The sequence below is a fragment of the Angustibacter peucedani genome, assembly GCF_054779595.1.
The window spans coordinates 70,160-86,603 of sequence record NZ_BAAGXY010000027.1; the positions used below are offsets into that span (position 1 = coordinate 70,160).

Below are 16,444 nucleotides of genomic sequence, written 5' to 3' on the forward strand. Positions count from 1 at the left end.
TGGCCCCATCTGTCGCTAAGCGACCATCCCGGCCGCCAGCGTCGCGCCGTCCTGGGCGTCGACGAGCAGGAACGCGCCGGTGCGCCGGTGCGCGGCGTAGGGCTCGGCCACGACGGGGCTGGCCAGGCGCACCTGCACCACGCCGATGTCGTTGAGCTGCAACGACTCTGCCGGCTTGGTGGCGAGGTCGTCGAGGTCGAGCCGGCCGACGACCTCGCGGACGACGGCCTGCACCGTGCGCGTAGTGTGCTTCACCAGCACGCGCGCGCCGGGCAGCAGCGGCCGGTCGCCGAGCCAGCACACGGTGGCGCGCAGGTCCTGCGTGGGCTCGGGAGCGTCGTCCGCGGCGGCGATCAGGTCGCCCCGCGAGACGTCGACCTCGTCGGCCAGCCGCACGGCGACCGAGCGGGGCGCGAAGGCGACGTCGAGCGGCCCGTCGGCGGTGTCGATGCCGGCGACCGTCGTGCGCCGCCCCGACGGCAGGACGACGACGGGGTCGCCGACGCGCACGACGCCGGACGCGATCTGGCCGGCGTACCCGCGGTAGTCGACGTGCCGCGGGTCGCGCGCCCCGCCCTGCGGCCGCAGGGCGAGCTGCACCGGCAGGCGGAACGGCTCGTGCCGCGGGTCGTCGACCGGCGGCAGCTGCTCGAGCAGCTCGAGCACGGCCGGCCCGTCGTACCAGGGCGTGCGGGCAGACCGCTCGACGACGTTGTCGCCGTCCAGCGCGCTCACCGGCACGACCCGGACGTCGGCCAGGCCCAGCTCGCGGGCCAGGGACTGCACCTGCGCGTCGAGCCGGGACACCACCGCGGGGTCGAAGCCCACCAGGTCGATCTTGTTGGCCACCACCACGACGTGCGGCACGCGCAGCAGCGCGGCGACCGCGAGGTGGCGCCGCGTCTGCTCGAGCACGCCCTTGCGGACGTCCACCAGCACCAGGACGGCGTCGGCCGTGCTCGCGCCGGTGACCGTGTTGCGCGTGTACTGCACGTGCCCCGGGCAGTCGGCCAGGACGAACGAGCGGCGGGCGGTGGCGAAGTAGCGGTAGGCGACGTCGATGGTGATGCCCTGCTCGCGCTCGGCCCGCAGGCCGTCGGTGAGCAGCGCGAGGTCGACGCGCTCGAGGCCGCGGTCGCGGCTGACCCGCTCGACGTGGTCGAGCTGGTCGGCGAGCACCGACTTGGTGTCGTGCAGCAGCCGCCCGACGAGCGTGGACTTGCCGTCGTCGACCGAGCCGGCGGTGGCCAGGCGCAGGAGGGTGCTCATCAGAAGTAGCCCTCCTTCTTGCGGTCCTCCATCGCGGCCTCGCTGAGCCGGTCGTCGGCCCGCGTCGCCCCGCGCTCGGTGATGCGCGTCGCCGCGACCTCGACGACGACGTCCTGCACCGTCAGCGCGTCGCTCTCGACGGCGCCGGTGCACGACATGTCGCCGACCGTGCGGTAGCGCACCCGCCGGGTCTGCACGTGCTCGCCGTCGCGCGGCCGGGCGTGCTCGCCGACCGCGAGCAGCATGCCGTCGCGCTCGAAGACCTCGCGCTCGTGCGCGTAGTAGAGCGCCGGCAGCTCGATCCGCTCGCGCTCGACGTACCGCCAGACGTCGAGCTCGGTCCAGTTGCTCAGGGGGAAGACGCGCATGTGCTCGCCGGGACGGTGTCGGCCGTTGTACAGGTTCCAGAGCTCCGGGCGCTGGTTGCGCGGGTCCCACTGGCCGAACTCGTCGCGCAGGCTGATGACGCGCTCCTTGGCCCGCGCCTTCTCCTCGTCGCGGCGGCCGCCGCCGAAGACCGCGTCGAACCGGTGCTCGGCGATGGCGTCCAGCAACGGCTGGGTCTGCAACGGGTTGCGCGTGCCGTCGGCCCGCTCGCGCAGGCGGCCGTCGTCCAGGTAGTCCTGCACGCGCGCGACGTGCAGCCGCGCACCGAGCCGCTCGACGGTGGTGTCGCGGAAGGCGAGCACCTCGGGGAAGTTGTGCCCGGTGTCGACGTGCAGCAGCGGGAAGGGCAGCGGCCCGGGCCAGAACGCCTTCGCCGCCAGGTGCAGCATCACGACGGAGTCCTTGCCACCGCTGAAGAGCAGGGCCGGGCGCTCGAGCTCGGCGACCACCTCGCGGATGATGTGGACGGCCTCGCTCTCGAGCGCGTCCAGCTCGTCCAGCCGGTACGGGACGTCGGCCTCGACCGCGCTCGCGGGCAGCAGCTGGGTCATGAGTGGATCCCGCACTCGACCTTGTCGGTGCCCGCCCACCGGCCGGACCGCGGGTCCTCACCCGGTGCCACGCGGCGGGTGCAGGGCTCGCAGCCGATGCTCGGAAAACCCTGCGCCACCATCGGGTTCCGCGGCAGGTCGTGCTGCACCTGGTAGGCCTCGACGTCGTCCGCGGTCCAGCGCGCGAGCGGGTTGACCTTGAGCATGTCGTGGTTCTCGTCCCAGGCGACGACGGCGGTGGCGGCACGGGTCGGCGCCTCTTCCCGGCGCACGCCGGTGACCCAGCCGGCGTACGGCTCCAGCGCGCGGGCCAGCGGGTCGACCTTGCGCAGGAAGCAGCACAGCCCGGGGTCGCGGTCGTGCAGCTGCGGGCCGTGCTCGGTGTCCTGCTCCTGCACCGTCTGGCGCGGCAGGACGTCGACGACGGTCACATCGAGCCGGCGGGCCACGACGTCGCGGGTCTCGAGCGTGGCTGCGAAGTGGTAGCCGGTGTCGAGGAACAGCACGTCGACGTCCGGCAGCACCTGCGAGACCAGGTGCGGCAGGACGGCGTCCTGCATGCTGCCGGCGACGGCCAGCCGGCCGCCGGTGGCCTCGACCGCCCACCGCACGACCTCGAGCGCGGGGGCGTCGTCGAGGTCTCGTCCCGCCTGCTCGGCCCGCTCGCGCAGGTCCGCGGTGGTGGTGCTCACGCCAGCGCCTCCTCGTCGGCCCGCACGGCCCAGGTGGCGAACCGCTCGCCGGGCTCGCGCTGGGCCACGAACCGGCGGACGACGCGCTCGACGTAGTCCGGCAGCTCCTCGGCGGTGACCTTGAGGCCGCGCACCTTGCGGCCGAAGCCCGGGTCGAGGCCGAGCGCGCCGCCGAGGTGCACCTGGAAGCCCGGCACCTGCTCGCCGTCGTCGTCCGTGACGATCTGGCCCTTGAGCCCGATGTCGGCGACCTGGATGCGCGCGCAGGAGTTGGGGCACCCGTTGACGTTCAACGAGATCGGGGCGTCGAGGTCGCCGAAGACGTCCGTGAGGCGATGCTCGAGCTCGCTGATCGCGTGCGCCGCGAGCGCCTTCGTCTCGACGATCGCGAGCTTGCAGAACTCGATGCCGGTGCAGGCCATGGTGCTGCGGCGGAACGGGCTCGGCGTGGCGTCGAGACCGAGCTCGCGCAGGCCGTCGACGAGCGGCTCGAGCTGGTCGTCGGCGACGTCCAGCACCAGCAGCTTCTGGTGCGGCGTGAGGCGTACGCGCTGCGAGCCGTGCGCCTCGGCCAGGTCGGCCAGCTGCGTGAGCAGGGTGCCCGAGACCCGGCCGACGGTCGGGGCGGCGCCGACGTAGCTGAGCCCGTCGCGCTGGCGGTGCACGCCGACGTGGTCGCCGACGTCCGCGGTGGGCTCGGGGGCGGGGCCGTCGAGCAGCCGTCGCCCGAGGTAGTCCTGCTCGAGCACCTCGCGGAACCTCTCGGGTCCCCAGTCGGCGAGCAGGAACTTCAGCCGGGCCTTGTGCCGCAGCTTGCGGTAGCCGTGGTCGCGGAAGACCGAGGTCACGCCCGCCCAGACGTCGGGGACGTCGTCCAGGGGCACCCACGCGCCCAGCCGCACGCCCAGGCGCGGGTTGGTCGAGAGCCCGCCGCCGACCCAGAGGTCGAAGCCCGGCCCGTGCTCGGGGTGGACGACGGCGGTGAAGGCGACGTCGTTGATCTCGTGGACGACGTCGTTGGTGGGCATGCCCGTGATCGCCGTCTTGTACTTGCGCGGCAGGTTGCTGAAGGCCGGGTCGCCGACGTACCGGCGCTGGATCTCGTCGATCGCCCAGCTGGGGTCGACGATCTCGTCCTCGGCGATGCCGGCGACCGGGCTGCCGAGGACGACGCGCGGGCAGTCGCCGCACGCCTCGGTGGTCTGCAGCCCCACGGCCTCGAGCCGGCGCCAGATCTCGGGCACGTCCTCGACGCGCACCCAGTGCAGCTGCACGTTCTGCCGGTCGGTGATGTCGGCGGTGTCGCGCGCCAGCTCGGTGCTGAGCTCGCCGACGACGCGCAGCTGCTCGGTGGTGAGCGCGCCGCCGTCGACGCGCACCCGCAGCATGAAGTAGCGGTCCTCGAGCTCGTGCGGCTCGAGGGAACCCGTGCGGCCGCCGTCGATGCCGGGCTTGCGCTGCGTGTAGAGCCCCCACCACCGGAAGCGGCCGTGCAGGTCGTCGTCCGTGATGCTGTCGAAACCCTCGCGCGAGTACACCTGCTCGATGCGGGCGCGGACGTTCAGCGCGTCGTCCTCGGCCTTGAACCGCTCGTTGCCGTTGAGCGGCGTGCGGTCGCCCAGGGCCCACTGGCCCTGCGACGGAACGGGCCGGCCCGCGGGTGCGGTCTGGGAAGGGGTCGTGGCGGTCATGCGTCCTCGGGGTCTGAGGGCTCCGCGGGTGCGCTGCAGCGCGCCGGACGGTGCGAGGGGACGACGTCGACGTCGTCAGGGCGGCTCAGACGCCGCGACAGATCATGCTGCGCGTGCGCCCGAGGTCGACGTGGCGTCGACTCACGAGGTGGGGCTGCGCGGGGATCACCCGTCGATGGTCGCACACCGTCCACCTGGTGGCACGGCCTCTCGACATGTGGGACAACGGGACGATCCGGACGTCCCCGACGGCTCGGCGTGTGCAGCCTGCGGCAAGCGCTCAACCTCACTACGGTGACTGCCGACCTGACCCTTCAGGGTCGGGGGCCGAGCGGGGAGCGGGATGGACGAGCAGGGCGAGCTGGCGACGCGCTTGCTGGAGCGAGCGCAGTCCGGCGAGGAGCACGAGGTGCTCGCGGAGGCCGAGCGGCTGCTCCGCGAGCCCACCGGCGACCTCGTCGACGGCGCCCCCGCCCTGCACTACGCGCGGGCCGTCGCGCTGGCCGTGATCGGCGACGACCGGGCCTGCATGGCGGCGTGCGACCTGATGGTCGCGGCGGCCGACCGCGAGGGCAGCCCCGGCTGGCGCTCGTGCGCCCTCGCCCTGCGGGCGGACGAACGGCTGCGGCTCGGCGAGCAGGACATCGCCGAGCAGGACATGGAAGCCGTGCTGCGCGACCTCGTCGACGCCGAGGCCGGGGCGCGCGCGGAGGCCAGCGGGCTGGACGCGCGCGTGGCCAGCCGCGCCCACACCGGTGTCGCGCTGGGCTACCACCACCTGCGGCTCTACGAGCTCGCGGTGCCGCAGTACGAGGCGGCCTTCGAGCTCAGCCTGCGCTCGGACGACGGCACCGACGCCGCCTGCATGTGGCTGCTCAACCTCACCTACCTGCACCTGGACTGGGCGCTCGAGCTCTACCGCGTCGGGCAGCCGGCCGAGGCCGAGAAGCACAGCCGCGAGGCCGAGTCGTTCGCCTCACGGGCGCGCGACGCCGCCGGCCGGCCGCAGAGCAAGCGCTGGCGCGACATGGGCGGGCTGCTCGCGGCGTGCGCGCGGGCCGACAGCCCCGACCCGGACGCCGCGCTCGCCGACATCGAGAAGTACGAGGCCCGCATCACGGCGCACGGCATGGAGGTCGAGTTCTCGGGCGCCGCGCCGTTCCACGCGGTGGCCCTGAGCCGCTGCGGCCAGCACGCCGAGGCGCTCGAGCTGATCGAGCAGGCCATCGCCTCGCTCGGGCCGGGCGCCCCCTGGACGGCGGTCGCGGCCGCCCAGCACACCCGCGCGCACCTGCTCGCGTCCGGTGGTTCGGCCGACGCCGCCGCCGCGCTCGAGTACGGCGAGGCGCTGGCGCAGGCCCTGTGGCGGCAGCGGCTGCGGTCGCTGCACGTCGCCACGACCATGCAGTCCTACGACGTGCTGCGGGCCGAGCACGAGCGGGTGTCCGAGAGCGCCCGCACCGACCCGTTGACGGGCATCGCGAACCGGCGGGCCTTCGACGCCGCGGTCGAGGCGCTGCGCGAGGCCGCCGACGGGAGCCGGCCGGTCGCCGTCCTGCTGGTCGACCTCGACCACTTCAAGGAGATCAACGACACGCTCGGGCACGACACCGGCGACGACGTCCTGCGGCGCGTGGCGGTGGCCCTGACGACGAACCTGCGCGACGGCGACCTGGTGGCGCGCCTCGGCGGTGACGAGTTCGCCGCGCTGCTGCCGGGCGCGAGCGTCGAGGCGGCGCACCGGGTGGCGCAGCGCATGGTGAAGGCGGTCGACGCGATCGACGACTGCACCGCCACGGCCAGCATCGGGATCTCGAGCGGCGACGCGCGGGCCGTGTCGTCGTCCGTCGCCACCGCCGACCGGGCCATGTACGAGGCCAAGCGGGCCGGCGGCAACCGCGTCAGCCGCGGCACCCCCACCCCCTGACCGCACCACTCACCACGCCTTGCGGCGGGCAGCCAGCAGCCGGGCGCCTCCCTCCTGGCGCCCGGCCGCTGGGTCTGCAGGACCTCTCGTCGAGGTCAGCGGGCGGTGGCGCCCAGCTTCGTCGCGGCGGCGACGACGTCCACCAGGCCCGTGCCCTTGTCGAACGACGTGGTGTACGCGCCGACGGTGCTGTAGGCCGCGCCGTCGGTGTACTGGTGGGCCGTCGACTTCAGGGCGTCCTCGACCTGCGCCGGGGTCGCGCTCGGGTTCGCCTGGAACATCTGCGCCACGATGCCCGCGATGTGCGGCGCGGCCATCGAGGTGCCGCTGATCGTGTTGAAGGTGCCGATGTCGAGCGCGCCGGGGCCGTTCACGGGGTCGAGCCCGGTCGAGCAGATGGGCAGGTACAGCCGGCAGGACGACGTGATGTTCTCGCCCGGGGCCGAGATGTCCGGCCAGGTCGAGGTCTGCGACGCCGCGCCGCGCGAGCTGTAGTCGCTGACGGTGCCGCTGCGGGTACCGGTGTTCTGGTCGTTGTACGAGGCCACCGAGATGATGCCGCCGGTCGGGTCCTGGCCGGGCGGGTTGGTCAGCGACGACGATCCGTCTCCGCCGTCGTTGCCCGCGGCCCAGACCGTCACGACGCCCTCGGCCGCCAGCGCGCGCTGCAGCTTGACCGTCGCGGAGTTCGGGTCGAACGCGCCGCCACCCGTCGGGCCGTACGAGTTGTTCGTGACCTTGATCGGCGGGCAGGTGGACGCCGGGACGCCGGCACCGCAGGGGTGCGCGTGGTTCTCGAGCACCCAGTTCAGCGCCGAGTCGGCACCCACGATGAGCAGCACCGCGCCGGTGGAGATGTCGACGAGCTTGGCGCCGGGGGCCGCGCCCTGCAGCTTGCGCCCGTCGGTGGTCGTCGTCGGGCGACCCGCGACGATGCCGTTGACGTGCGTGCCGTGGCCGCCGCCCGACAGCGTGTCGGTGTCGACGGACGTCGGCAGGTCGACGATGCAGCTCGTGCTCTGCGTCGACTCGTCGAGGCAGACCGACTTCAGGCTGCGCACGACGGCGGTGCCGCCGTCCGCCTCCTTGAAGAACGGGTGGGTCGGGTCGACGCCGCTGTCGATCACGGCGACGCTGACGCCCTTGCCGTCGAGCCTCGAGCCGTTGGCGCCGTCGAGCGTCGAGACCGCCTCGGCGCCGCGGGTGGCCTGGTGGGAGTGGTCGAGGCTGAACGCGATCGGCTGGTTGCCCTCGACGTAGGTGACGCCGGGCTGGCTGCGCACCGCCTGGATCTGGGTCTTGGTGCCCTTGGCGACCGCGACGCCGATCGTGTCGAACGTCGTGGTGAGGTGCAGGCCGGACGCCTGCACGGCCTTCTTGGCGGTCGCGATGTCGGTGCCGTGCACCATGACCTGCTCGGAGGCGACCGACGACAGCGCGCCCAGGCGCTTCGCCAACCACGGCTGCAGGCTCGCCTGCGAGGACGCCGCACCCGCCGGGGCCGCGCTCAGGCCGAGCGGCACCAGCGCCCCGGCCACCAGGACGGCGCCCCAGCGGGCCCGTCGTCCGACACCTGCAGGTCGCGCTCGGTTGCTGATGCGCACCGTCGTCCTCCAGCTCTCGCCCCGGCCCCGTGCCGGACGGCGTCCGACGGGCTCAACGAGCGAACGAGACAGAGGTCACGTTCCGGGCAGGTGCCCCGCGAGGACGGCGTCGACGTGGGACCGCACCGGCGGCCACTCGAACGCGGGCTTCGACAGCCGCAGCGACACCACGCCGTGCAGCGCCGACCACACGGCGACGGCCGCCAGCTGCGGGTCCGGCGCGGCGCCCGGACCGGCGTGCGGGACGGCTGCCGCGAGCTCGACGACGGTGTCGAGCAGTCCGCTGCCCGCGGTCATCGCCCGCTCCTGCTCGGTGGTGAGCTGGCGCAGCGCCCGTCCCTCGAACACGACCGTGTACGGCCCGGGGTGCGCGAGCCCCCACCGCACGTACGCCTGCCCGACCGCCCGCACGCGCGCGACCGGGTCCTCCCCCGCCCGCCGGGCCGACCGACGGACGACGGCCCCGAGCGCGGCGAGGTGGTGGCCGACCAGCGCGACGACCAGCTCGTCCAGGTCGGCGAAGTGGGCGTAGACGCTGGGCGCCGCGACGCCGGCCTCGCGGGCGACGGCGCGCAGGGTGAGGGCGGCGTCGCGCCCGTCGCGCTCGAGCAGCCGGGTGGCGGCCTCGAGCAGCTCGTCGCGCAGCCGGGCGCCCTGCCCCCGAGGGTTGGCGGCGCGGGCAGCAGGCACGGTCGAGCGCTCCTCGGAGTGGTGGGGTTTGCGCTGGAAGCCTAACAGGCGTTACCTTCAGATATCACCTAACGCACGTTAGTCAAAGGAGCGACCATCATGGTCCTGCACGACCCCGTCCTCGTCACCGGGTGCTCCAGCGGGATCGGCCGGGCCGTCGCCCTCGACCTGCTCGCCCACGGCCACACGGTCTACGCCACGGCGCGCCGTCCCGAGACGCTCGACGAGCTGGCCGAGGCGGGCGCGCAGGTGCTCCCGCTCGACGTCACCGACGAGGCGTCCATGACCGCCGCGGTCGCCGCCGTCGAGGCGGCCCACGGCCAGGTCGGCACCCTCGTCAACAACGCCGGCTACGGCGAGTACGGCGCAGTCGAGGAGGTCTCGATCGACGCGGTGCGACGCCAGTTCGAGACCAACGTCTTCGGCCTGTCGCGGCTAGTGCAGCTCGTGCTGCCCGGCATGCGCCGCGCCGGCCGCGGCCGCGTCGTCAACATCGGCTCCATGGGCGGCCGCATCACCTTCCCGGCCGGCGGGTACTACCACGCGTCGAAGTACGCGCTCGAGGCCATCAGCGACGCGCTACGGGTCGAGGTCGCACCGTTCGGCGTCGAGGTCGTGCTCGTCGAGCCCGGCATGATCCGCACCGGGTTCGGCGACGTCGCCGCGGGCACGCTCGCCTCCACGTCGGACGACGCCCCCGCGACCGACGGCGGCACGGCCTCGCCCTACGACGAGCTGCGCCAGCACGCCGACCAGGTCATGGCCGACGGCTACCGCGGCCCGTTCTCGGTGCCTCCCGCCAAGGTCGCCCGCGTCGTCCGGCGGGCGGTCGAGTCCCGTCGTCCGCGCTCGCGCTACCTCATCACCCCGGCCGCGCGCGCCATGGTCGCCCTGCGGCGGTTCGGCGGCGACCGCGCGTGGGACGCGTTCGTCCGCCGTCAGTTCTCGGTGCCGTCCCGACCGGCTCGCTGACGCTTCCGGTTGCGGCGCAACGGATCAGCCCGCAGGCTCCGAGCATGCGCCTGCGGACCGTCTCGCCGACCCAGCCCGGCCTGTCGCGCCGCCGGCGGGGCAAGGGCTTCCTGTACTTCGACCGCGACGAGCGCGTCACCGACGCCGAGGTCATCACCCGGATCAAGGCGCTCGTCATCCCGCCGGCGTGGGACGACGTCTGGATCTGCCGCTGGCCCAACGGGCACATCCAGGCGGTCGGCACCGACGCCGCCGAGCGGCGCCAGTACCTGTACCACCAGGAGTGGCGGCGGCAGCGCGACCAGGCCAAGCACGACCGCGTGCTCGAGGTGGCGGCGCGGCTGCCGAAGGCGCGCCAGCAGGTGTCGCAGCACCTCGCGCTCGACGGCATGCCGCGCGAGCGCGCGCTGGCCACCGCGTTCCGCCTGCTCGACCTCGGCTTCTTCCGGATCGGCGGCGAGACCTACGCCGAGCAGAACGGCAGCTACGGCCTCGCGACGATCATGCGCGACCACGTCACCGTGACCGACGACGAGATCGTCTTCGAGTACGTCGCCAAGTCCGGCAAGGAGCGGTACGTCGCGCTCGGCGAGCCCGAGGTGCTCGAGGCCGTGCGCGCACTGAAGCGCCGTCGCGGCGGGGGCGAGGAGCTGCTGGCGTTCCGCGAGGGTCGCGGACCCTGGCGCGACATCACCAGCGAGGACATCAACGAGTACGTGAAGCAGGTGGTCGGCGGCGAGGTCTCGGCCAAGGACTTCCGCACCTGGCACGGCACCGTGCTCGCGGCCGTCGCGCTCGCCGTCTCGACCAACGCCGCGACCAACCCGACGGCCCGCAAGCGCGCGGTCGCTCGGGCGATGCGCGAGGTGTCGGACTACCTCGGCAACACCCCGACCGTGGCGCGCGCGTCGTACGTCGACCCGCGCGTGGTCGACCTGTTCGAGGACGGCGTCACGGTCGAGCACGCGCTGCGCAAGCTCGGCGAGGGCGCCGGGCCCGGTCACCCCGCGACCCACGGCGCGATCGAGAAGGCCGTGCTGCGCATGCTGCGGCAGGCGCCGGCCTCCAAGACCCGCGCCCGCCGCAGCTGACCAACCCCGACTTGTGAAGGGTTCCCAACCCTTCAGAGGCGCTTGAAGGGTTGGCAACCCTTCACAAGTGCGGGAGGGGTTACTTGACCTCGCGCCGGACGCTGGCCCACAGGCCGGCCACGAGGGGCACCACGACCCAGATCGTCACCGAGGTCAGCGACTCCCAGCCCTTGCCGTCCAGGCGGAACGCGCCCAGCCGGTCGAAGGTGCTGAACACGTCGAACCACGGACCGGCCGACTTCAGCACGGTGTTCGCGATGACCGAGAACAGCAGCGGCGCCACGAAGAACGCCGTCAGCGCCACGCCCGTGATCGGGATGACCGCGCCGAAGCCCGCGCCCATCAGCACGAACAGCGCCTGGGTCTCGAAGGTGCCGACCCAGTACTTCCACGACTCGGTCCAGTCGACCGGGCTGCCCGAGATCGCTCCGGCCAGCGCGGTCGCCGCAGCGGCGGCCGCGATCACCGCCACCATCACCGCCACCATGAGCAGCACCGCCGCGACGAGCTTGGCGAGCAGCACCGGCACGCGGCGCGGCGAGAGCGTGAAGGTCGTGAGCGCCGTCCGCTGCGTCCACTCACCGGTCATCGCCAGGATCCCCAGCACCGGCAGCAGCATCGCCGTGGGCAGCAGCGCGACGTCGGTGAAGTCGCGGAAGCTGATCGGGTCGGACGTCGGTGCGTGCCAGGTCTGCCAGACCAGCCACACCAGGCCGACCAGGCCCAGCGCGACCATGACGCCGAGCACCCACCGCCCGGCGCGGTAGTCCACGGCCTTGCGCAGCTCGATCCGGGTGAGCCGCACGAACGACGGCCGCACGACGCGACCACCGGACGACGCCACGCGCCCGGGCGACGGAGCGGTGCTGACGGGGGTGGAGACGGCGGTGCTCATGCTGCGTCCTCGGTGGTCGAAGGGGCGGCGAGCGTCGTGCCCGCCGTCAGGCTGAAGAACAGGTCCTCGAGGCCGGCGCCGTCGGCGGCGCGCAGCTCGACCAGCACCTGCCCGGCAGCGGCGGCCGCGCGGCCGACCTGCTCGGGCGAGGCGTCGACGGCCCAGCCGCCGTCCGCGGTCGGCGTGGGCGACAGGCCCGCGGTCTGCAGCGCCGCCCCCAGCGCGGCGCTGTCGAGAGCGCGGACCTTCACGCCCGAGCCGGCCAGCAGCTCGTGCAGGTCGCCGCTCGCGACGATCCGGCCCTTGCCGATGACGACCAGGCGATCGACGGTGGCCTGCACCTCGCTGAGCAGGTGGCTCGACAGCAGCACCGTGCCGCCGCGGGCCGAGAAGTCCTGCAGCAGCTCGCGCATCCAGCGGATGCCCTCGGGGTCGAGGCCGTTGGCGGGCTCGTCGAGCACCAGCGCGGCCGGGTCGCCGAGCAGCGCGACCGCGATGCCGAGCCGCTGGCGCATGCCGAGCGAGTACTGGCCCACGCGACGTCCGGCGGCCTGGGCCAGCCCGACCCGCTCGAGCATGTCGTCGGCCGCGCGCGGGGACGTGCCGAGCACCTGCCCGGCGACCCGCAGCGTCTCGCGGCCGGTGCGGCCGGCGTGCGCCGCGGCGGCGTCGAGCATGACGCCGACGACGCGGCCCGGGTTGGGCAGGTCGTGGTAGCGCTTGCCGTCGACCAGGGCGGTCCCTGACGTCGGCGGGGTCAGCGCGGTGAGCATGCGCAAGGTGGTGGACTTGCCCGCGCCGTTGGGCCCGAGGAAGCCGGTGACAGTGCCGGGGCGGCACTCGAAGCTGACGTCGTCGACGGCCGTCGTGCGGCCGTAGCGCTTGGTGAGGTTCTGGACCGTGATCATGCGGACCAGCCTGGCCGGGAGGACCCCCGCGGCGGATCGGCCGCGCGGCTCGACCACCCCCGACGAAAGTCGGTGATCTCGGGGCCCGGCACCCGACGTCCGGACGACGCCCGGACGACGGCCGCCGCCCTAGGGTGGACGACGTGAGCGTCCTGCCCGGGGTCGTGCGCCGCTGGCGGCGGGCGCGCGCGTTCGTCGCGCGGATCAGCCCGCGCGCCCGCGACGTCACGATCCTGCTCATCACGTTGGGCGCCGGGCTGGGCTACACCTTCAGCCTGGACGGCAAGGCCGCCGACGGCTGGGTCTTCACGGTGCTCGTCCTCAGCTGCGCGGCCGCGGTCGCGCTGTGGTGGCGCCGCCGGTTCCCGGTGGTCGTCACCCTCGTCACGCTCGTCATCGCGGTGATCACGGCGCTGCCGGTGGCCGTGGCCTTCGCGGTGCTGACCCTGACCATCCGCCGGCGCGACCGCGTGCTCGCGATGGTCGTGGGGCTCTGCTTCGCGACCGACGTCGTGCGCGAGCTGGTGACCGGCAGCAACGCGTTCACCACGCTCGCCGGCTCGGCCCTGTTCTGGAGCGCGCTCGTCGCGATCGGCGCGTACATCGGCGCGCGGCGCGACCTCGTCGTCTCGCTGCGCCAGCGCGCCGAGACCGCCGAGGCCGAGCGCGAGCTGCGGGCCGAGCAGGCGCGGCTCGCGGAGCGGAACCGGATCGCCCGCGAGATGCACGACGTCCTGGCGCACAAGGTGTCGCTGATCGCGCTGCACGCGGGCGCGCTCGAGGTGAACGCCGACGCGGGGCCCGAGCAGGTCGAGCGGACCGCGGCGCTCGTGCGCACGACGGCCCGCGAGGCGCTCGACGACCTGCGCGGCGTGCTCGGCGTGCTGCGCACGGACGCCAAACCGGACGGCGCCGACCTCGCCCCGCAGCCCGGCCTGGCCGACGTCGCGTCGCTGGTCGAGTCCTCGCGCGCGGCGGGTGTGGCGGTCGAGCTGGAGTGCCGGGTCGAGGGCACGCCGCCCGACGTCCTGGGCCGCACCGCGCACCGCGTCGTCCAGGAGTCGCTCACCAACGTGCACAAGCACGCGCGGTCGGCGTCGACGTCCGTGCTGCTCGACGGGGCGGCCGGGCGCGGCCTCGACGTGGTCGTGCGCAACAAGGTGCCGGTCGCGGCCGGCAGCCTGCTGCCCGGCAGCGGCATGGGGCTGGTCGGGCTGGCCGAGCGGGTCGCGCTGGTGGGCGGCACGCTCGAGTCCGGCCGCACGGACGACGGGGGCTGGCGGGTGCGCGCGCACCTGCCGTGGGGCGGGGCCGACGAGGGGGGCGCGGCATGACGCGCGTGCTGGTGGTGGACGACGAGGCGCTGGTGCGCGCCGGGCTGCGGATGATCGTCGCGGCGGCCGACGACCTCGAGGTCGTGGCCGAGGCCGAGGACGGCGCCGACGCGGTGGCCGCCGTGCAGCGGCACCGGCCGGACGTCGTCCTGATGGACATCCGCATGCCGAAGGTCGACGGCCTGGCCGCCACGCGCGCGCTGCTCGCCCTCGACGAGCCGCCGCGCGTCGTGGTGCTGACGACGTTCGACCTCGACGACTACGTCTTCCGCGCGCTCGAGGCCGGCGCGAGCGGGTTCCTGCTCAAGGACACGCCGCCGCGCGAGCTGGTGCGCGCCGTCCAGGTCGTCGCGGCGGGCGAGGCGATGCTGTCGCCCGCGGTCACCCGCCGGCTGATCGGCCACTTCGCCGACGGCGGCAGCTCGCGGCGGCGCACCGCCGAGCAACGGCTCGAGGTGCTGACCGCCCGCGAGCGCGAGGTGCTGGCCGCCGTGGCGCGCGGGCTGTCGAACGCCGACGTCGGCCGCGAGCTCTACATGAGCGAGGCCACGGTCAAGGCCCACGTGTCACGCCTGCTCACCAAGCTCGACGCCGGCAACCGGGTGCAGGTCGCGATCCTCGCCCACGACGCCGGTCTGGTCTGAGCGGCGGCCTGGCGCGCTCAGTCCCAGCCGAGGTCGTGCAGGCGTGCGTCGTCGATCCCGAAGTGGTGCGCGATCTCGTGGACGACGGTGACGGCCACCTCGTCGACGACCTCGCGGCGGTCGGAGCAGACCCGCAGCGTCGGACCGCGGTAGATCATGATGCGGTCCGGCAGCTGCGGGCCGCCGCCCCAGCCGTGGTCGCGCTCGGTCAGCGGCACGCCGACGTAGAGGCCGAGCAGGTCCGACGGCTCGTCGGGCGGCGGCTCGTCGTCGACCAGCACGACGACGTTGCGCATCAGGCGGGTGAGCTCCTCGGGCACGTCGTCGAGGGCCGCCGACACGGCGTCCTCGAACTCGGCCTCGCTCATCTCGACCACGGGGTCAGTCTGCCCGCCCCGAAGCGGTCAGGCGGCGTCGAGGCGGGCGAGCTCGTCGGCGGTGAGCTCGAGGTCGACCGCCTGCACCGAGTCTCGGATCGTCTCCGGCCGGCTCGACCCCGGGATCGGGACCACCCACGGCGACTTCGCCAGCTCCCACGCGAGCGCCACCTGCTGCGGGCTCACGCCGTGCGCCTCGCCCACCTCGGCGAAGGCCGCGGCCGACGTCCCGAGGTCGGCGGCGTTCGAGATGCCGCCGAGCGGGCTCCACGGCAGGAAGGCGATGCCGAGCTCGTCGCACAGGTCGAGCTCGGCCTGGCTGGAGCGGAACTGCGGCGAGAACTGGTTCTGCACGCTGGCCAGCCGCCCGCCGAGGATCTCGCGGGCCTGGCGGATCTGGTCGGGGTTCGCGTTGGAGATGCCGGCCTGGGCGATGACGCCCTCGTCGAGCAGGTCGCGGATCGCGCCCACCGACTCCTCGTACGGCACGTCGGGGTCGGGGCGGTGGAACTGGTAGAGCCCGACCTGCTCGACGCCGAGCCGCTGCAGCGAGCCCTGGACGGCGGAGCGCAGGTGCTCGGGCGAGCCGTCGAGGGTCCACGAGCCGTCGCCCGGCCGCAGGTGGCCGCCCTTGGTGGCGACGAGCACGGACGACGCGTCGCCGCCCCAGCTGCGCAGCGCCTCGGCGACCAGCGCCTCGTTGTGGCCGACCTCGTCCGCGTGCAGGTGGTAGGCGTCGGCGGTGTCGACCAGCGTGACGCCGGCGTCGAGCGCCGCGTGCACGGTGGCGATGGCGCGCTCGCGGTCGGGACGGCCCTCGATCGACAGCGGCATGCCGCCCAGGCCGATGGCGGAGACGGTCGCGGTGCCCAGGGTGCGGGTCTTCATGCGGGTCCTCTCGTGGAGATCGTCGGTCCCTGGCGGCAGCCCCGCGAGCGGCCCAGATGTTCCCGCTTTGGAGAACGACGACGCCGTCCCCTATGCTGATCCGCGTCCTCGACGCTGGCACGTGTGGGGCGTCAACGGCGCCCCCATCGTCTAGCGGCCCAGGACACCGCCCTTTCAAGGCGGCAGCGCGGGTTCGAATCCCGTTGGGGGTACGACGCCACGCTGCCGGTAGGATCGGGTGGTTGCAGTTCAAGGCCCCGTAGCGCAGTTGGTTAGCGCGCCGCCCTGTCACGGCGGAGGCCGCGGGTTCGAGTCCCGTCGGGGTCGCCACAGCGTGCTCGGAGCAGTCCGAGCCCGCTGCCGGGCCAGGTAGCTCAGTTGGTACGAGCGTCCGACTGAAAATCGGAAGGTCGGCGGTTCGACCCCGCCCCTGGCCACCAGAACGCATGCTTGGCCCGCTCGCCCGTTGCACCGCGCGGGGCCTTCTCAAGCGGAGCGCTGAGGCGCGGATCCGCAGGTGTACG

At 74.0% G+C, this 16,444-nt stretch carries 15 protein-coding genes and 3 tRNA genes; 8 read left to right on the plus strand and 10 right to left on the minus strand.

The features are described 5' to 3' along the window. Positions 1-15 precede the first annotated feature (15 nt). Genes ACYVJ4_RS06665 through ACYVJ4_RS06680 form a run of 4 tightly spaced genes read right to left on the minus strand, consistent with a single transcriptional unit; the run spans position 16 to position 4,590 of the window. Positions 16-1,269 (minus strand): sulfate adenylyltransferase subunit 1, encoded by a 1,254-nt coding sequence (locus ACYVJ4_RS06665; protein WP_460459330.1) that lies wholly within the window; start codon positions 1,267-1,269, stop codon positions 16-18. After that, complete coding sequence (cysD, locus tag ACYVJ4_RS06670) at positions 1,269-2,207, minus strand: sulfate adenylyltransferase subunit CysD (RefSeq protein ID WP_460459331.1); 939 nt, start codon at positions 2,205-2,207, stop codon at positions 1,269-1,271. Before cysD ends, ACYVJ4_RS06665 begins: the two co-directional genes overlap by 1 nt. Next, complete coding sequence (locus tag ACYVJ4_RS06675) at positions 2,204-2,899, minus strand: phosphoadenylyl-sulfate reductase (protein WP_460459332.1); 696 nt, start codon at positions 2,897-2,899, stop codon at positions 2,204-2,206. The genes cysD and ACYVJ4_RS06675 overlap by 4 nt, the downstream gene beginning before the upstream one ends. Continuing rightward, positions 2,896-4,590 carry a nitrite/sulfite reductase gene (locus ACYVJ4_RS06680; RefSeq protein WP_460459333.1) on the minus strand — a complete coding sequence of 565 codons (1,695 nt, stop codon included), beginning with the start codon at positions 4,588-4,590 and terminating at the stop codon, positions 2,896-2,898. The genes ACYVJ4_RS06675 and ACYVJ4_RS06680 overlap by 4 nt, the downstream gene beginning before the upstream one ends. Before the next feature lie 343 nt (positions 4,591-4,933). On the opposite strand from ACYVJ4_RS06680, the gene ACYVJ4_RS06685 reads away from it, so the two are divergent. Further along, entirely contained in the window at positions 4,934-6,517 is a 1,584-nt protein-coding gene (locus tag ACYVJ4_RS06685; protein WP_460459334.1) for a GGDEF domain-containing protein, read from the plus strand. Positions 6,518-6,612: 95 nt separating this feature from the next. Here ACYVJ4_RS06685 and ACYVJ4_RS06690 read toward each other — a convergent pair whose 3' ends face one another. Both ACYVJ4_RS06690 and ACYVJ4_RS06695 read right to left on the minus strand, forming a co-directional pair. Next, a complete protein-coding gene (locus ACYVJ4_RS06690) occupies positions 6,613-8,115 on the minus strand; it encodes a S8 family peptidase (RefSeq protein ID WP_460459357.1) in 1,503 nt (500 codons plus the stop codon). A gap of 81 nt (positions 8,116-8,196) precedes the next feature. Beyond that, on the minus strand, positions 8,197-8,811 hold the full coding sequence (locus ACYVJ4_RS06695; RefSeq protein WP_460459335.1) for a TetR/AcrR family transcriptional regulator: 615 nt from the start codon (positions 8,809-8,811) through the stop codon (positions 8,197-8,199). Positions 8,812-8,910: 99 nt separating this feature from the next. On the opposite strand from ACYVJ4_RS06695, the gene ACYVJ4_RS06700 reads away from it, so the two are divergent. Together ACYVJ4_RS06700 and ACYVJ4_RS06705 are read left to right on the plus strand one after the other, a co-directional pair. Next, complete coding sequence (locus ACYVJ4_RS06700) at positions 8,911-9,783, plus strand: oxidoreductase (RefSeq protein WP_460459336.1); 873 nt, start codon at positions 8,911-8,913, stop codon at positions 9,781-9,783. Between the two features lie 44 nt (positions 9,784-9,827). Beyond that, positions 9,828-10,874 (plus strand): DNA topoisomerase IB, encoded by a 1,047-nt coding sequence (locus ACYVJ4_RS06705; protein WP_460459337.1) that lies wholly within the window; start codon positions 9,828-9,830, stop codon positions 10,872-10,874. 79 nt (positions 10,875-10,953) lie between these two features. Here ACYVJ4_RS06705 and ACYVJ4_RS06710 read toward each other — a convergent pair whose 3' ends face one another. Together ACYVJ4_RS06710 and ACYVJ4_RS06715 are read right to left on the minus strand one after the other, a co-directional pair. Next, positions 10,954-11,769: an ABC transporter permease gene (locus ACYVJ4_RS06710; protein ID WP_460459338.1), complete on the minus strand. Its 816-nt coding sequence runs from the start codon at positions 11,767-11,769 to the stop codon at positions 10,954-10,956. Next, positions 11,766-12,677: an ABC transporter ATP-binding protein gene (locus tag ACYVJ4_RS06715; protein ID WP_460459339.1), complete on the minus strand. Its 912-nt coding sequence runs from the start codon at positions 12,675-12,677 to the stop codon at positions 11,766-11,768. The genes ACYVJ4_RS06710 and ACYVJ4_RS06715 overlap by 4 nt, the downstream gene beginning before the upstream one ends. Positions 12,678-12,820: 143 nt before the next feature. On the opposite strand from ACYVJ4_RS06715, the gene ACYVJ4_RS06720 reads away from it, so the two are divergent. Further along, on the plus strand, positions 12,821-14,011 hold the full coding sequence (locus tag ACYVJ4_RS06720; RefSeq protein ID WP_460459340.1) for a sensor histidine kinase: 1,191 nt from the start codon (positions 12,821-12,823) through the stop codon (positions 14,009-14,011). Continuing rightward, positions 14,008-14,655 (plus strand): response regulator, encoded by a 648-nt coding sequence (locus ACYVJ4_RS06725; protein WP_460459341.1) that lies wholly within the window; start codon positions 14,008-14,010, stop codon positions 14,653-14,655. The genes ACYVJ4_RS06720 and ACYVJ4_RS06725 overlap by 4 nt, the downstream gene beginning before the upstream one ends. 17 nt (positions 14,656-14,672) lie before the next feature. On the opposite strand, the gene ACYVJ4_RS06730 is transcribed toward ACYVJ4_RS06725, so the two are convergent. Both ACYVJ4_RS06730 and ACYVJ4_RS06735 read right to left on the minus strand, forming a co-directional pair. Next, on the minus strand, positions 14,673-15,023 hold the full coding sequence (locus ACYVJ4_RS06730) for a metallopeptidase family protein (RefSeq protein WP_460459358.1): 351 nt from the start codon (positions 15,021-15,023) through the stop codon (positions 14,673-14,675). A 36-nt stretch (positions 15,024-15,059) separates the two neighbouring features. Then, entirely contained in the window at positions 15,060-15,920 is an 861-nt protein-coding gene (locus tag ACYVJ4_RS06735) for an aldo/keto reductase (protein WP_460459342.1), read from the minus strand. A 139-nt stretch (positions 15,921-16,059) separates the two neighbouring features. Here ACYVJ4_RS06735 and ACYVJ4_RS06740 point away from each other — a divergent pair. From ACYVJ4_RS06740 to ACYVJ4_RS06750, 3 genes are all read left to right on the plus strand, one after another. Next, positions 16,060-16,132, plus strand: a tRNA-Glu gene (locus tag ACYVJ4_RS06740). A 41-nt stretch (positions 16,133-16,173) separates the two neighbouring features. Further along, a tRNA-Asp gene (locus ACYVJ4_RS06745) sits at positions 16,174-16,250 on the plus strand. Positions 16,251-16,283: 33 nt separating this feature from the next. Further along, positions 16,284-16,360, plus strand: a tRNA-Phe gene (locus ACYVJ4_RS06750). The last annotated feature ends 84 nt before the right edge of the window (positions 16,361-16,444 follow it).